This window comes from Streptomyces sp. bgisy159 (assembly GCF_965341775.1).
Classification (GTDB): Bacteria; Actinomycetota; Actinomycetes; order Streptomycetales; family Streptomycetaceae; genus Streptomyces.
The window spans coordinates 1-14,571 of record NZ_CBDQZH010000027.1 but is presented as its reverse complement, the minus strand read 5'-3'; the positions used below and the strand labels follow the sequence as shown (position 1 = coordinate 14,571).

Genomic DNA, 14,571 nt, shown 5'->3' with positions numbered 1-14,571 from the left:
CCCGCCCCACCCCCCGCCCCACCCCCGTCCCACTCCCGCCTCACCTCTCGTCCCACCCCCGTCACACCACGGAAAGAGCACCCATGTCATCGAACAGCCCGGCGCCGCCACCCGCGTTCGCGGTGATATCCGGCGCCCAGGTCGACGAGGTCATCGGCGGCCGCTACGAGGAGGTCGTCCGCATCGTCGAGGCGGCCTACCGCACCCACGGCGCCGGCGACACCGTCAACCCGCCCTCCTACTTCCTGCGCTTCCCCGACCGGCCGGACTCCCGGATCATCGCGCTGCCCGCCTCCCTGGGCGGCGAGCACCCCGTCGACGGGCTGAAGTGGATCTCCAGCTTCCCCCGCAACGTCGACGCGCAGCTGCCCCGCGCCTCCGCGGTGCTGATCCTCAACGACCCGGCCACCGGCTACCCGACGGCCTGCCTGGAGAGCTCCATCATCAGCGCCGCCCGCACCGCGGCGTCGGCCGCGCTCGCCGCCCGCGAGCTGTCCGCGCATCGCGAGCGCCCGCGCCGTGTCGGCTTCGTCGGCACCGGACTCATCGCCCGGTTCGTCCACGCCTACCTGGTCGGCACGGGCTGGGAGTTCGACGAGACCGGCGTGTACGACCTGGACCGCGCGCACGCCGAGGGCTTCACCGGCTACCTCGACCGCGAGGGCACGCCCGGCGCGATCACCGTCCACGACAGCGCCGAGAAACTGATCCGCTCCAGCGACCTCGTCGTCTTCGCCACCGTCTCCGCCGAGCCGCACGTCACCGACCCCGGCTGGTTCACCCACAACCCGCTGGTGCTGCACGTGTCGCTGCGCGACCTGGCACCCGAGGTGGTGCTGGACGCCTTCAACATCGTCGACGACGTCGACCACTGCCTGAAGGCCGGCACCTCCCTGCACCTGGCCGAACAGCGCACCGGCGGAAGGGACTTCGTGCACGGGACGCTGTACGACGTGCTGACCGGCGCGGTGCGCCCGCCCGCCGACCGGCCGGTGGTCTTCTCGCCGTTCGGACTCGGGGTCCTCGACCTCGCGCTCGGCCGGCACGTCCACGACACCGTGCGGGCGGCCGGCGACCTGGCCGTCGTGGACGGCTTCTTCCACGAAATGCGCCGCCACGGCTGACCGCCCGCGCGCATCCCGTCCCCAGAGCGGGAGGTTCCATGCCGATCATCTCGGCTCCGCAGGAATTCAACGAGGACGACCTCTACGTCGACCTCTGGCCGGTTCTCGGCTCGTCGGTCTACCTCAAGTGCGAGGGGTTCAACTTCAGCGGCTCCATCAAACAGAAGGCCGCCCTGTCCATGATCGAGGCGGCCGAGCGCGGCGGCGTGCTGCGCGAGGACTCCGTGCTCGTCGAGTCGTCGTCCGGCAACCTCGGTGTGGCCCTCAGCGTGATCGCGGCCAGTCGGGGCTACCGCTTCGTGTGCGTCACCGACTCGCGCTGCAACCTCGCCACCCGGCGCGCGATGGAGGCCTTCGGCGCCGAGGTGCGCATCGTCACCGAACCCGACCCCGAGGGCGGCTTCCTCGGGGCGCGCCTGAACCTCGTACGGAGCCTGTGCGAGTCCGACAGCCGCTACGTGTGGCTCAACCAGTACCGCAACCCGGACAACTGGCGCGCCCACTACCGCTGGACCGCTCCGCCGATCGCGGACCGCTTCCCCGGCCTGGACGTGCTCTTCGTCGGCGCCGGCACCACGGGCACCCTCATGGGCTGCGCCCGCTGGTTCAAGGAGCACCGGCCCGGCGTGCGCGTCGTCGCCGTGGACAGCGCCGGCTCGGTCACCTTCGGCGGGCCGCCGGCCACCCGGATGATCCCGGGCCTGGGCGCCGGGGTGCGGCCCGCGCTGCTCGACGAGTCCCTCGTCGACGACGTGGTGATCGTCCCCGAGCCGGAGACGGTCCGCATGTGCCACCGGCTCGCCGCCCGCGGCTTCCTGTTCGGCGGCTCCACCGGCACCGTCGTCGCCGGCGCCACCGAATGGCTCGGCCGCCCCGGCGAGGACCGCTCCGGCCTCGTCACCGCCGCCATCTCCCCGGACCTCGGGGAGCGCTATCTCGACACCGTCTACCAGACCAACTGGGTGCAGGGCCTGTACGGCGACGAGCTCGCCGAACCGCGGCTGCCCGTGTACCGAACCTGAGGGGAGACCCACCGTGACCACCACCAGCAACCCCTTCGACGACACCGAGGGCCGCTTCCACGTCCTCGTCAACGACGAGGGCCAGTACTCCCTGTGGCCGGCCTTCGCCGAGGTGCCGGCCGGCTGGCACGCCGTCCTGGAGGACGCCGGCCTGACGGAGAGCCAGACCTACGTCGAGGAGCACTGGACGGACATGCGTCCGCGCTCGGTCGCCGAAGCGATGACCCATGCCGGCTGACACCCTCACCGACCGGTCCGCCCACCGGCGGCTGATGGAACTGCTCGACGAGCACGATGCCGGCCACCGCCTGCTCCACCACCCGCCCGAGGGGCGCACCGCGCAGGCGTCCGCGCTGCGCGGGCACCCGCTGCGCCAGGCCGCCAAGTGCCTGGTCCTGCGGGTGGCCGGCGGCCCCGGCGGCCGGCACCACGTCCTCGCGGTGGTGCCCGGGGACCGCCGGGTCGACACCGACGCGGTGCGCGCCCTGACCGGCGGCTCCCGCGCCGGCTTCGCCGACCGCGCCAGCGCCGAGCGCCTGACCGGCTGCGTCAGCGGGTCGATCATCCCGTTCACGTTCGACCCGCGGCTGCGGCTCGTCGTCGAACGGGACCTGCTCGACGAGGACGAGATCTACTTCAACGCCGCCCGCCTCGACCGGTCCGTCGCCCTGAGCACCCGGGCCTACCGGCGGATCGCCGCGCCCCTGGTGGCGGCGATCGCCGGCCGCGGCCCCGTCCAGAAAGTGATGACCCCATGACCCTGGCCCTCGACACCGCCACCGTCTCCGCCCCGGGCGCGACCGTCACCGTCGGGAGCGGCGACGCGGAGCGGATCACCGCCCTCGCCCGGCGCATCGCCCCCGTCGCGGACGGCCGGGTGGACGACCGGGCGTACGTGGCCGCCGCCCGCGACGCCTGGTGCGACCTGCCCGCCGGACTGCGCCGCGCCCTGCGCGACTTCCGCCGCGACTCCGGGCCCGCCGGCACCCTGCTGGTGCGCGGGCTGCCCGTCGGCGAGCCGGACCTGCCCCCCACGCCCAGTGCGGGCGGCTCGGTGCAGCGCACCGCCACCGTGCCCGCCGCCGTGCTGCTGATGGTGGCCGCCGGGCTCGGCGACCCGGCAGCCTTCCGGCCGGAGAAGACCGGCGCCCTCGTCCATGACGTCGTCCCGGTCCCCGGCAAGGAGGACTTCCAGGGAAACGCCGGCTCGGTGCTGCTGTCCTTCCACACCGAGAACGCCTTCCACCCGCACCGGCCCGACTTCGTGATGCTGCTGTGCCTGCGCGCCGACCACGAGAGGGTCGCCGGTCTGCGCACCGGCTGCGTGCGCCGGACGCTGCCGCTGCTGTCGGAGCGGAGCCGGGCGGCCCTGTGGAGCGAGGAGTTCGTGACGGCCGCGCCGCCCTCGTTCGGCCACTCGGCGACCGCCGTGCCGCACGCCGTGCTCACCGGCGCCGTCGAGGACCCCGACGTACGGGTGGACTTCGCGGCCACCCGGCCGATGACCGACCGGGCCCGCACCGCCCTGACCGAGCTGGCCGAACTGTTCGACCTGACCGCGCAGACGGTCCGGCTCGCCCCCGGCGACCTGGCCGTCGTGGACAACCGGGTCACCGTGCACGGCCGCACCCCCTTCCGCCCCCGCTACGACGGCCGGGACCGCTGGCTGCAGCGCAGCTTCGTCCTCACCGACCTGCGCCGCTCCCGCGGGCTGAGGGCGCGCGACGGCTACGTACTCGACTGACGACCGCGGCCCACGACCGCACCGAGGAATGAGACGCCCGTGACCACACTTCTCGAACCGACCGTCCCCGTCGCCCAGCCGACCGCGCCGTACGTCGACGTCCACGTGGCGGAGACCCGGTTGCCGCCGCACGAGCCGCTCGCCCTGTACACGGCCCTGGCCGAGCGGTTCGGCACGGAGGACCTCTTCCTCCTGGAAAGCCCCGAGGGCCCGCTCCAGGACCGCGGCCGGGCCGTGGTCGGCCTCGGCAGGCTCGCGGAGATCGAGGTGCACGCCGGCCACGTCCGGGTGCACGGCCGCGAGGCCGTCACCGGCGCCCTGCTCGCCGTCGCGGACCGTCTGGGCCTGCCCCGGCTCGGCCCGGACACCCGCGCCCTCGACGGGCCGGACCGGCTGTGGGAGTTTCTCGGTGCGGCCCAGCGGCTGTTCCGGACGCACACCGACGTGCCCCCGGACGCCTTCGCGTTCGGCTTCGTCACCACCGTCGGCTACGAGGCCGCCTGGCACATGGAGGACCTGCCGGCCCGCGCGCACCGGGACCCCGGCCCGGACTGCACCCTGACCCTGTTCCGCGACACCGTCCACTACGACCTCGCCACCGGCGCCGTACGGCTGCTGCGGGCGCACGCCGACGTGTTCGGGCCGGCGCCCGCCCCCGACCCGGTCGCCGAGGCGCTGCGCGCGCTGCCCGACGACGACGGCGTCCCCGCGGCGCCCGCCCCCCGCTCGGTGCGCGACAGCACCGACGAGGAGACGTTCCGGGCGCGCGCCGAGCGCTGTCTGCGGCACATCGGCGTCGGGGACGTCTACCAGATCCAGATCGGGCACAGCGTGGAGGTCGACACCGACCTCACCCCGCTCCAGGTCTACCGGCGGCTGCGCGCCCGCAACCCCTCCCCGTACATGTACCTGGTGCGGCGGGCCGGGACCACCCTGATCGGCGCCAGCCCCGAGATGCTGGTCGGGGCCGAGGGCGACCGGCTGGTGATGCGGCCCATCGCCGGGACCGTCCCGCGCAGCGGCGACCCGGACACCGACGCCCGGCGGGTGGCCGCGCTGCGGGCCGACGAGAAGGAACGCGCCGAGCACGTCATGCTCGTCGACCTGTGCCGCAACGACATCGGGCGGGTGTGCCTGCCGGAGACCCTGCGCACCGAGCAGCTGATGACCGTGGAGCGCTACTCGCACGTCTTCCACCTGGTGTCCACGGTCTCCGGGCGCCTGGACCCGGCGCACGACACCTGGTCGGTGCTGCGCGCGACGTTCCCCGCGGGCACCGTCACCGGGGCGCCGAAGATCCGCGCCATGGAACTCATCCAGGAGCTGGAGGACGGCTCGCGCGGCATGTACGCGGGCGCGGTCGGCCTGGTCGACGTGCGCGGCTGGAGCCTGCTCGCCCTGTGCATCCGCACGGTCGTGCACGACGGCGCGCGCTACCGCACCCAGAGCTGCGCCGGCATCGTCGCCGACTCCGTGCCCGAGCGGGAGTGGCAGGAGACCCTGCACAAGATGGCCGCCGCCTACTGGGCGCTGACCGGGAAGGAGCTGCGGCCGTGAGGATCCTGTTGGTCGACGCCTACGACAGCTTCACGTACATCATCGACCAGTATCTGCGCGGGCTCGGCGCCGACACCGAGGTGGTGCGCAGCCGCACCCGCTCACCCGGGGAACTCACGGCGTCCGCCCCGGACGCGGTGGTGCTGGGGCCCGGCCCCGGGCACCCCGCGGACAGCGGGCACGTCGAGCTGGTGCACGCCTTCGCGGGCCGCGTCCCGCTGCTCGGCATCTGCCTGGGCCACCAGGCGATCGGCCTCGCCTTCGGCGGCCGGGTGGTGACCGCGCGGCGGGTACGGCACGGCAAGACCAGCGTCGTCACGCACGACGGCACCGGCCTGTACGAGGGGCTGGGCACCCGCACCGAGGTCGCCCGCTACCACTCGCTGGTGGTGGCGGAGCCGCTGCCCGCCGCACTGGAGGTGACCGGCCGGGCCGCCGACGACGGCTGTGTGATGTCCCTGCGCCACCGCGAACTACCGGTGTGGGGCGTGCAGTTCCACCCGGAGAGCGTGGCGACGACCGACGGGGCCCGGCTGCTGGGCAACGTCCTGGCCGCAGCGCGGGCGCAGGCCCCCGCGGGCGTGTGAGGCGCGACGTGGAACCCATGCGCATCGTCATCGTCGACGGCTCGTCCGTGCTGCGGGCGGGACTCGCGCAGACCCTGCGGGACGGCGGTCACGAGGTGGCCGCCGTCCTCGCCGACGCCGCCGCGCTGCCCGCGGCCGCCGCCCGGTGCCGCCCCGACGCGGTGCTGGCGGGGGCGCGGCAGCCCGGCGGCGACGCCGTCGTGGACGCGGTGCTGGCGGCCGGGCGGGAGCTGCCCGGCCTCGCGGCCCTGCTGTACTGCGCCGCGCCCGCGCCCGCCCTGGCGGCCCGCCTGTTCGGGGCGCGCCGCCCCGGGACCGCGCTGCTGCTGCTGGACCAGGCCGTCGAGGCGGAGGTGCTGCTGCCGGCCCTGGAGCGCGTCGCGGCCGGCGGCACGGTGGCCGACCCGGGGGCCGTCGGCGTGCTCGGCGCCGCCTTCGGCCCGCGGGCCTCCGGCACCGGCGAGGCGGAGCGGTCGGACCCGGCCCTCGGTTCGCTCAGCCCGCGCGAGCGGGACGTCCTGCGGCTGATGGCGCTGGGCCGGACCAACAGCGCCATCGCCGACGACCTGTGCGTGTCGCCGGGCACCGTGGAGAAGCGGGTGGCGGCGATCTTCGCCAAGCTGGGCCTGAACGGCGGCGACGGGGAGAACCGCCGTGTCCTCGCCGTCCTGCGCCTGCTCTCCGCCCGGCCCCCCCGCCCGGCCGCTGCCGACCGCCCCGCCACCCGCGCGGTTCCCGGCCCGCCCACCCGCCACGGCCCCGCTCTCGTACCGCCGGCCACCGGCCGGCACCGCTCCCCGGATCCGGGTGGCGTGACACGGGCCGCCCGCCCGGCCGCCGCGCGGTGGCCGGGCGGGTACGGCCGTGCCCCCGGCGGGATCCCTCCGCCGGGGGCACGGCCGTGACGTACGCGGGGTGTCAGCCGGCGGCGAACCGGCGTACGGCGACGCGCTGCCACTCGGTGACGCGCACGACCACCCACGGCAGGACGAAGAACGCCACGACACCGGAGAAGAAGTGCAGCGCGACCGCGCCGACCGGGCTCGGCCCGCCCCACGCGTCCGTCGGGTAGGGCTCCCAGCCCCAGATCGGATACGTCAGGTTGCGTGCGCAGACGATGACCCAGCCGACGGTCGCCGCGAACGACAGTGTGGTCAGGACCATGTTGACGAAGAAGAAGCGGACGCCGCCCGACAGCCGGCCGGCGCGCCTCGGGGCCAGCCGTTCGCCGAAGAAGACGCGCAGCCGCATGCGTTCGAAGGCCGGCCCGGCCACCGCGGCGACCAGCAGCCCCAGCAGCAGCGCCAGCGGTCCGACCGCCTGGTGTCCGCTGTCCTGCGAGGACTTCATCACGGGCTGTAACACCAGGATCAGGCCGGCGACGAGCGGGACGAACAGCGCGTACAGCAGATGCCGCCACGTGTCGCGGCGGAACGGCACGGCCAGCAGGGACCGCAGACCGGGACGGGTCACGGTTCGGGTGTGGGTGGTTGGGGTCACGGTGGGTTTCTTTCCTCTCCTCGGGGCGGTGGGAAACGGGGCGGTCGGAACCTGGGGCGGTCGGAAGAGGGGGAGGTCGGGAACGGGGAACGGCGAGAGCGGGGCCGGTCGTCGGACCGGCCCCGCCGACCGCGGGTCAGGCGGCGCTCGACGCGGCGTGCTCGCCGGCGGCCTCGGAGCGGGCCAGCGAGAGCAGTTGCAGCGCGATGCTGGTGCCGGTGCGGCCCAGCGCCTCGTGGTAGTGGCTCAGCACCTCGTTCTCCAGGGCCAGCTGGTACTCGCGCAGCCCCGCCATGCGGCGCAGGGTCCTCAACTGCCAGACGGTGTCCTGGCGCTGTCGGATCAGATCGATGATGTCCTGGTCTATGGCGTGCAGTTGCTGCTTGCGCTCGGTGATCCGGGCGGAATCGATCGGAGACATGGTCAGACCTCCACGGGGGTGCCGCCGGCGGCACGTTCGGACGTCGGCCGGTACGCGGACGACGAGGGGAGCGGAGAGGACGGGGCGGGGACGGCTACGGGGAGCGGGGGGAGCGAAGACGACGGGTCGGGGACGGCCGCGGGGAGAGGGGAGGGCGGCGGGAGCGGGGTCAGGGCCGCGACCAAGGGCTTCGGGAGGTCCCGAGAGGTCGGGGACGGCGAGGTCGGCGAGGACAGTGGGGACGGCGAGGAGGGCGGGGACGGTGCGGGCGATCGCATCGCCACGCCGGTCAGCCGCAGCAGCGGCCCGGTCATCGCGGTCGTCGCCAGGGCCATCACCACCAGCACGGTCAGCCCGGCGTCGCTGATCAGCCCGGCCTGCCGGCCGATGCCCGCGACGACCAGCTCGGTGACGCCCCGGCAGTTCATCAGGGCACCGAACCGCAGCGCCTCCGTGCGGTCCATGCCGATCAGCCGGACCGCGCCGCCCGCCCCGGCCAACTTGCCGGCCGCCGCGGCCACGACGACGCCGAGCAGCACCAGCCAGGGCCGGCCACCGGTGCCCAGCGTGCCGAGGGAGACGGTGAGGCCGACGCCGGCGAAGAACAGCGGCAGCAGCACCGCCTGCGTGAAACCCTGCAACTGCTGGTGCAGCCGCGCCACGAGGACCGAGCCGCGCGGCACCGCCGTACCGAACAGGAACGCGCCGATGACCGGGTGCAGCCCGATCACGTCGGTCAGGCCGCCGTAGCCGAACGCCCCCGCCAGCAGCACCGGCATGACCAGCCGCTCGCCGCGGCCACCGGCCTCGACGCGCCGCAGGAGCGCCGCCAGCGCCGGACGCACCAGCAGGTACGTCACCGCCACCAGCAGGGCGACCAGCGTCAGCGTCAGCCCGACCGGGCCGGTACCTTCGGCGCCGCCGACCGCGAGGACCGCGGTGAGCAGCAGCCAGGCGATGCCGTCGCCGACCGCCGCCGACAGCAGGGCGAACGCCCCGGTGCGGGTGGTGTCCAGACCCATGTCGACCAGCACCCGGGCCAGCACGGGCAGGGCGGTGACGGACAGGGCGAGACCGAAGAACAACGGGTAGGCGGTGTCCGTGGCGTGCTCGCCGCGCAGCGTGCCGGGCGCCGCCCAGGCGAGACCGGCACCCAGCAGGAACGGCAGCCCCATGCCGCCGGCGGCGACCGCTGTGACGGCGGTGCCGCCCGCCCGGCCGCCGTCCAGGCGCAGTTCGCAGCCGAGCAGGAACACGAAGGTGACCAGGCCCAGCTGGGCCGTGGTCGTCAGGGCGGAGGTGACCTCCTCGGGGAGCAGCCAGGCGTGGGCCCGCGGCCACAGCCCGCCGAGCGCGGAGGGGCCGAGGACCAGACCGCCGAGGATCTCCCCGATCACCGGGGGGTGCCCGAGCCGGCCCACGAGGCCGCCGAGCAGATGGCTGAGCAGGACGACGAGGGCGGCGGCGAGCAGGAAGCGGGCGAGCGGATCGGCGTGCAGGCCGCTCACGACGCCACCCCCTCGGGAGCCGGCAGCGGCCCCGGAACCGTGCCGCCCGGCCAGGCGGCGAACCCCCGCGCCCCGTAGAGCAGGGGGACCCCCGACTCCTGGGCGACACCGGTCACTTCACCGATGACCACAGTATGATCGGCGATTTCCGAAAGACCCGAAACCGTGCACTCCGCCAGCGCGAACGCGTCCTCGACGAGCCACGGCAGCCCGGCACCGGGCGAGGCCCGCCAGGCGACCTGCCCGAACCGGTTGTCGGCGGGCCGAGCGAACACCTGCGCCGCCCGCTGCCCGCCGTGGTGCAGCAGGTTCACCGCGAAGGAGCCGTGCGCCCGCAGCGCCCGCAGCGTCTCGCCGCGGGTGGTCAGGCACACCGACAGGGTCGGCGGCTCGGCGGCCACGCTGGACAGGGACGAGCAGGTCAGGCCGCGCGGCCGGCCGTCGTCGCCGTACGTCGTCACGACGGCGACCCCGGTCGGGAACGCGCTCATCAGGGTGCGGAACGCGGTGGCGGACGCGGGGGGCCCGGACCGCGGGGAGGGGCGCGGCGCCGGGTGCCCGCGGAGCTCGGCCGGCCGTCGCGAGGGCGGCAATACGCTGGTCATGGATGCGTCCTTCGGAAGGTCTCGGAAGGTCGGAACAGCTCGGAGAGCCGTGGCGGATCCCGGACGGGAGGGGTCGGGCGGGTGAGGTCTCCGGCGGTCGGGGAACCGGTCTTCGAGGTGTGCTCCGGGCGGCGGGCAGCCGGGCCGCCCCGGGCCCGTCGGGGGGAGGGGGCACGGGCACGGGGCGGGGCCTGAGGGCGGTCTCGGCGGACCGCTCGGCGGTGGCGTGACCGCTCGGCGGTGGCGTGCGGCCGGGGGCGTCAGCCGTGGAGGACGGACAGGTACTCGTGGCAGCCGGGCAGTGCACGCACCAGCTGCTCGGCGTCGGCGCGCACCTTGGCCAGTTCCGCGCGGGCCGCCGCGGGATCGATGTGGGCGAGCGAGGGCCGGGGAGCGGCCGGCTCGTGGCCGAGGCCGAGCAGCATCGTGATCCACGAGTACTGCTCGAAGCCGTGGTAGTGCGGGTAGACGGCGCGCTCGTCGAGCAGGTGCGAGGACGCCAGCGCCAGCTTCTCGGCGAGCCCGTCCGGCAGCGGCCGGATCTTCGCCTCCTTCCAGTACGGGGTGTCGTCGCGCCCGGCGGCCGCGTAGTGCAGCACCAGGAACTCCTTGACACCGTCGAGCACCTGCGCGACCCGGTTGTTGTAGTCGTCGGCGAGGCTCGGGTCCCAGCGCTCGTCCGGGAAGTGCTTGACCAGCTGCTCTATGCCGTGCTGGATGAAGAAGATCCCGGTCGACTCCAGCGGCTCCACGAACGCGCTCGACAGCCCGATGGCCACGCAGTTGTTCACCCACGAGCGCTGGTTGCGGCCGATGCGCATCCGGATGTGGTTGGCCTCCAGGTCGTCCTGCCCGGGCGCCGCGAACTGGCGCAGCGTGCGCTCGGCCTCCTCCGGGCTGCAGAACTCGTCGGAGTAGACGTAGCCGGTGCCGGTCCGGCCGAACAGCGGGATCGTCCAGATCCAGCCGGCGTCCATGGCGGTCGCCGTGGTGTACGGCCGCATGCCGCGCTCGGCCTGGTCCGGCGCGGGGACGCGCAGGGCGACCGCCCGGTTGTTGGGGAGCACGTCCTCGAAGGAGAGGAACTCCTCCTCCAGGGTCTGGTTGATGAGCAGGCCGCGGAAGCCGGTGCAGTCGATGAACAGGTCGCCGGCGAGCGCGCCGCTGTTCTTGGTCTGCACCTCGGTGAGCCAGCCGCGCTCGTCCGTGCGGACCTCCACCACGTCGTCCACGACGTGGCGCACGCCGCGGTCGGTGCCGTACTTGGTGAGGAACCGGGCGAGCAGCCCCGCGTCGAAGTGGTACGCGTACGGGAACTGCGCGCGCTGCTCGTCGAGGGTGGAGCGGCCCAGCGAACCGTCGAGGCCCTGGGCGAACAGCGAGCCGTCCATCATGCGCGGCGAGCGCTGCGCCTCGCACAGCGCCGGGGTGACGAAGCAGGCCTGGTCGAAGGGGAGGCTGCGGTCGCCCTCCTTCAGCCACCAGTCGGCGAGGGTGAACCCGTCCGACATCCGCAGCCGCTCGAACGGGTGGTAGAAGTGGTCGCCCACGTTCCGCCAGTTCTCGAACCGGATGGCCAGCTTGTAGGAGCCGGCGCAGTGCGGCATCCAATCCCGCTCTTCGAGGCCCAGATAGTCGAAGAAATGCCGGACCGTGCTGAAAGTGGCCTCGCCGACGCCGATCGTCGACACACGGTCGGATTCGACCAGGGTGACATCGATCCGGTCACCGAACGCCGCCTTGAGATACGTGGCGCTCATCCAACCGGAGGTCCCGCCCCCCACAATGACGACTGACTTGATCACGCTGCATCTCCTGTTCGGGGTGTTGGTGCCCGTAACCGTGCAGCGAAGCTATCGAGGGCGGATTTCCTTTCGTTATCGCATTCTTTCGGCCAGCACCTCGGCCCCCGAACGGATACGCGGGGCGATCGCGGCCGCGTCCAGCACGGCCAGGGCGCCCAGGCAGCCGTCCACCCGCGGCAGGTCGGCCAGGGCGATCCGGGGCCGCGGCCGGGGCCGGTCGTCACGCCAGGCCGTCACGGCCGGCGGCCGGGCGGCCGGGGTCACGGTGAAGGAGTCCATCGGGGTGTTCAGGCCCTCGCCGGTCGCCTTGAGGACGGCCTCCTTGCGGGTCCACAGCGCCAGACAGGCGGCGCCCTGACGTTCCGCAGGCAGGGCCGCCACACCGGCGCGTTCGGCGGGGGTGAGGATCAGCTCGTACTCCATGGGGATGCCGGGTTCGTCGGAGGCCACGAGGCGTTCCACGTCGACGCCGACCGGGTGGCCCCGGGTCACCGCCACCGCGACCAGGTCACCGGAGTGCGAGATCGACAGCTCCCAGCCGGCCGCCGCCCCCACCGGGCGGGGCTTGCCGTGGGGGCCTCCGCAGCCGGGGCAGCGGGTCCGCAGGGCGACCTCGCTCGCCGGGATCCCGGCGAGCGAGCCCAGCGCGGCCCGGGCGAGCACCCGGCCGGTGACGAACAGGGCGAAGTCCTGTTCGACCAGGAACTCCGCGGCACGCCCGCGCTCCTCTGCGTCGAGCAGCCCGAAATGCTGCTCGGGGCCGGGCAGGCGGCGCGACAGCCAGACATGGCAGGTGACCGTGCGCGCGCCGGACACGGGCGGCGCGGCCCCGTTGCTGGTCAAGGAAATCATCGGCGTCCCCGTCCGCGTGCTCCGCTCTCGGCCGTGGCGGAAAACGCCACAGCGGCGATTCTTTCATTTTCCCCAGCCCGGCCGGAAGTCGGAAGAACCTCCGGAGTCATGGAGGAAAACCCCCCTGGACAGAGCTTTATCACCTGTGCTCTACGGGCCGAAGGGGCGACGATAACGAGCCGAAGTCGCGGCTTCCTAGTGTCCTTTCCGCAGCGGGCGCCGCGGTCGCACAGGGCGGCGGCACCCCAGGACAGTTGAATTTTCCACAAGGGGGATACGGAATCGTGAAGTCCATGCGTGGTAAGGGCAGCAGGACCGTACGTGTGATCGCCGGCGGCGTGCTCGCTCTGGCCGTTCTGCAGGCCGGGGGCGCAGGGGTCGCCCTGGCCGGGGACGCGTCCGCGACCGCCACCGTCGCCCTGCCGGAGAAGGCCCCGGGCAACGAGGACTGGGGCTTCGCGCCCGCCGTGGTGGCCAATGAGGACCGGGGTGTCGCGCCCGCCGTAGTGGCCAACGAGGACTGGGGCGTCGCGCCTGCTGTGGTGGCCAACGAGGACTGGGGCGTCGCCGCCCCTGCCGCTCCCGGGAACGAGGACTGGGGCAGCACCGGCCCGGTCACCCCCGAGAACGAGGACTGGGGCTGACGATGACCACACCACCGAGTGCGGCCCGGCCCGACGGGCCTCCCGCGCCCCCCGTGCCCCCCGCGCCTCCCGGTCCCGAGGCCGGCCGGACCTGGGCCGGTCTGCTCGACGCCGTGCTGCGCGGCCGGGACCTGACCGCCGACGAGACGGCGTGGCTGATGGACTCCCTGCTGGGCGGCCGGTCGACCCCCGCCCAGCTCGCCGGACTGCTGGTCGCCCTGCGCGCCAAGGGCGAGACGGTCGGCGAACTGGCCGGGCTCGCCGACGGCATGCTGGCGCACGCGGTCCCGCTCACCGTGCCCGGCGACTGCGTCGACATCGTCGGCACCGGCGGCGACGGCGCCTGCACGGTCAACATCTCCACGATGGCCGCGATCGTCGCCGCCGGCGCCGGCGCCCGGGTGGTCAAGCACGGCAACCGGGCGGCCAGTTCCCGCTCCGGCTCCGCCGACGTCCTGGAGGAGCTGGGGGTGACGCTGCGCCAGTCTCCCGAGCGACTCGCGCGGCTGGCCCGCTCCGTGGGGATCGCCTTCTGCTTCGCCCCGGACTTCCACCCGGCGATGCGGCACGCCGCCGGTGTCCGCCGGGAACTGGGCATCCCCACCGTGTTCAACGCCCTCGGCCCGCTCACCAACCCCGGACGCCCCCGGGCGCTGGCCGTCGGCGTGGCGGACGCCCGGCTGGCGCCGCTCGTCGCGGGCGTCCTGGCCCGGCGCGGCACCACCGCGCTGGTCTTCCGCGGCGACGACGGACTGGACGAGCTCACCGTGACGACCACCTCACGGGTGTGGACCGTCGCCGGCGCGCAGGTGCGCGAGGAGCGGTTCAGCCCGGAGGACGTCGGTGTTCCGCTCGCACCCCCCGGGGCGCTGCGCGGCGGGGACGCGGCCCACAACGCCGAGGTGGCCCGGCGGGTGCTCGCGGGGGAGCGCGGCCCCGTCCGCGACGCCGTACTGCTGTCCGCAGCGGCGGCACTGGCGGTGGCGGCCCCCTCCGGTGCCCCCCTCGACGCCCCGCTGGCCGACCGGCTCCGGCCGGCCCTCGCCCGAGCCGCGGCGGCCGTCGACTCCGGCGCCGCCGCCAGGGTGTTGCGACGGTGGACGGCAGCCGGCCGTCACCTGCGGCCGGAGGAACACCGCGCGGCGGCGTGAGACCCGGGGGGGGGGGGGGGGGGGGGGGGGGGGGGGGGGGGGGGGGGGGGA

16 protein-coding genes are annotated in these 14,571 nt (G+C 74.5%); 10 read left to right on the top strand and 6 right to left on the bottom strand.

The annotated features are described in order from the left end of the window. Nucleotides 1-83: 83 nt before the first annotated feature. Genes sbnB through ACSLTV_RS23865 form a run of 8 tightly spaced genes read left to right on the top strand, consistent with a single transcriptional unit; the run spans nucleotide 84 to nucleotide 6,939 of the window. The gene (sbnB, locus tag ACSLTV_RS23900; RefSeq protein WP_435612844.1) at nucleotides 84-1,124 is read left to right on the top strand and encodes a 2,3-diaminopropionate biosynthesis protein SbnB; all 1,041 of its coding nucleotides are present in this window, start codon (nucleotides 84-86) and stop codon (nucleotides 1,122-1,124) included. Nucleotides 1,125-1,162: 38 nt separating this feature from the next. Beyond that, nucleotides 1,163-2,146: a 2,3-diaminopropionate biosynthesis protein SbnA gene (sbnA, locus tag ACSLTV_RS23895; RefSeq protein ID WP_432139876.1), complete on the top strand. Its 984-nt coding sequence runs from the start codon at nucleotides 1,163-1,165 to the stop codon at nucleotides 2,144-2,146. A gap of 13 nt (nucleotides 2,147-2,159) precedes the next feature. After that, on the top strand, nucleotides 2,160-2,384 hold the full coding sequence (locus tag ACSLTV_RS23890; RefSeq protein WP_432156966.1) for an MbtH family protein: 225 nt from the start codon (nucleotides 2,160-2,162) through the stop codon (nucleotides 2,382-2,384). Beyond that, on the top strand, nucleotides 2,374-2,904 hold the full coding sequence (locus tag ACSLTV_RS23885) for a YbaK/EbsC family protein (protein WP_432156965.1): 531 nt from the start codon (nucleotides 2,374-2,376) through the stop codon (nucleotides 2,902-2,904). Before ACSLTV_RS23890 ends, ACSLTV_RS23885 begins: the two co-directional genes overlap by 11 nt. Continuing rightward, nucleotides 2,901-3,890 (top strand): TauD/TfdA family dioxygenase, encoded by a 990-nt coding sequence (locus tag ACSLTV_RS23880; RefSeq protein ID WP_435612843.1) that lies wholly within the window; start codon nucleotides 2,901-2,903, stop codon nucleotides 3,888-3,890. Before ACSLTV_RS23885 ends, ACSLTV_RS23880 begins: the two co-directional genes overlap by 4 nt. Nucleotides 3,891-3,929: 39 nt before the next feature. Continuing rightward, nucleotides 3,930-5,447: an anthranilate synthase component I family protein gene (locus ACSLTV_RS23875; protein WP_435612842.1), complete on the top strand. Its 1,518-nt coding sequence runs from the start codon at nucleotides 3,930-3,932 to the stop codon at nucleotides 5,445-5,447. Next, nucleotides 5,444-6,034, top strand: a complete 591-nt coding sequence (locus tag ACSLTV_RS23870; RefSeq protein ID WP_432139881.1) for an anthranilate synthase component II — start codon at nucleotides 5,444-5,446, stop codon at nucleotides 6,032-6,034. Before ACSLTV_RS23875 ends, ACSLTV_RS23870 begins: the two co-directional genes overlap by 4 nt. 17 nt (nucleotides 6,035-6,051) lie before the next feature. After that, on the top strand, nucleotides 6,052-6,939 hold the full coding sequence (locus ACSLTV_RS23865) for a LuxR C-terminal-related transcriptional regulator (protein WP_435612841.1): 888 nt from the start codon (nucleotides 6,052-6,054) through the stop codon (nucleotides 6,937-6,939). 13 nt (nucleotides 6,940-6,952) lie between these two features. Here ACSLTV_RS23865 and ACSLTV_RS23860 read toward each other — a convergent pair whose 3' ends face one another. From ACSLTV_RS23860 to ACSLTV_RS23835, 6 genes are all read right to left on the bottom strand, one after another. After that, on the bottom strand, nucleotides 6,953-7,534 hold the full coding sequence (locus ACSLTV_RS23860; RefSeq protein WP_432139883.1) for a hypothetical protein: 582 nt from the start codon (nucleotides 7,532-7,534) through the stop codon (nucleotides 6,953-6,955). Nucleotides 7,535-7,670: 136 nt separating this feature from the next. Continuing rightward, nucleotides 7,671-7,955, bottom strand: coding sequence for a chorismate mutase (locus ACSLTV_RS23855; protein ID WP_432139884.1), 285 nt, complete (start codon nucleotides 7,953-7,955; stop codon nucleotides 7,671-7,673). A gap of 2 nt (nucleotides 7,956-7,957) precedes the next feature. After that, complete coding sequence (locus ACSLTV_RS23850) at nucleotides 7,958-9,463, bottom strand: cation:proton antiporter domain-containing protein (protein ID WP_435612840.1); 1,506 nt, start codon at nucleotides 9,461-9,463, stop codon at nucleotides 7,958-7,960. Next, the gene (locus tag ACSLTV_RS23845) at nucleotides 9,460-10,068 is read right to left on the bottom strand and encodes a flavin reductase family protein (RefSeq protein WP_435612839.1); all 609 of its coding nucleotides are present in this window, start codon (nucleotides 10,066-10,068) and stop codon (nucleotides 9,460-9,462) included. The genes ACSLTV_RS23850 and ACSLTV_RS23845 overlap by 4 nt, the downstream gene beginning before the upstream one ends. 260 nt (nucleotides 10,069-10,328) lie before the next feature. Continuing rightward, a complete protein-coding gene (locus ACSLTV_RS23840) occupies nucleotides 10,329-11,873 on the bottom strand; it encodes a tryptophan halogenase family protein (RefSeq protein ID WP_432139887.1) in 1,545 nt (514 codons plus the stop codon). Between the two features lie 72 nt (nucleotides 11,874-11,945). Then, entirely contained in the window at nucleotides 11,946-12,716 is a 771-nt protein-coding gene (locus ACSLTV_RS23835) for a 4'-phosphopantetheinyl transferase family protein (protein ID WP_435612838.1), read from the bottom strand. 302 nt (nucleotides 12,717-13,018) lie between these two features. Here ACSLTV_RS23835 and ACSLTV_RS23830 point away from each other — a divergent pair, with 302 nt between their 5' ends. Both ACSLTV_RS23830 and trpD read left to right on the top strand, forming a co-directional pair. Then, nucleotides 13,019-13,369 carry a hypothetical protein gene (locus ACSLTV_RS23830; protein WP_435612837.1) on the top strand — a complete coding sequence of 117 codons (351 nt, stop codon included), beginning with the start codon at nucleotides 13,019-13,021 and terminating at the stop codon, nucleotides 13,367-13,369. A gap of 2 nt (nucleotides 13,370-13,371) precedes the next feature. Continuing rightward, nucleotides 13,372-14,520, top strand: a complete 1,149-nt coding sequence (gene trpD, locus ACSLTV_RS23825) for an anthranilate phosphoribosyltransferase (protein ID WP_432156958.1) — start codon at nucleotides 13,372-13,374, stop codon at nucleotides 14,518-14,520. The last annotated feature ends 51 nt before the right edge of the window (nucleotides 14,521-14,571 follow it).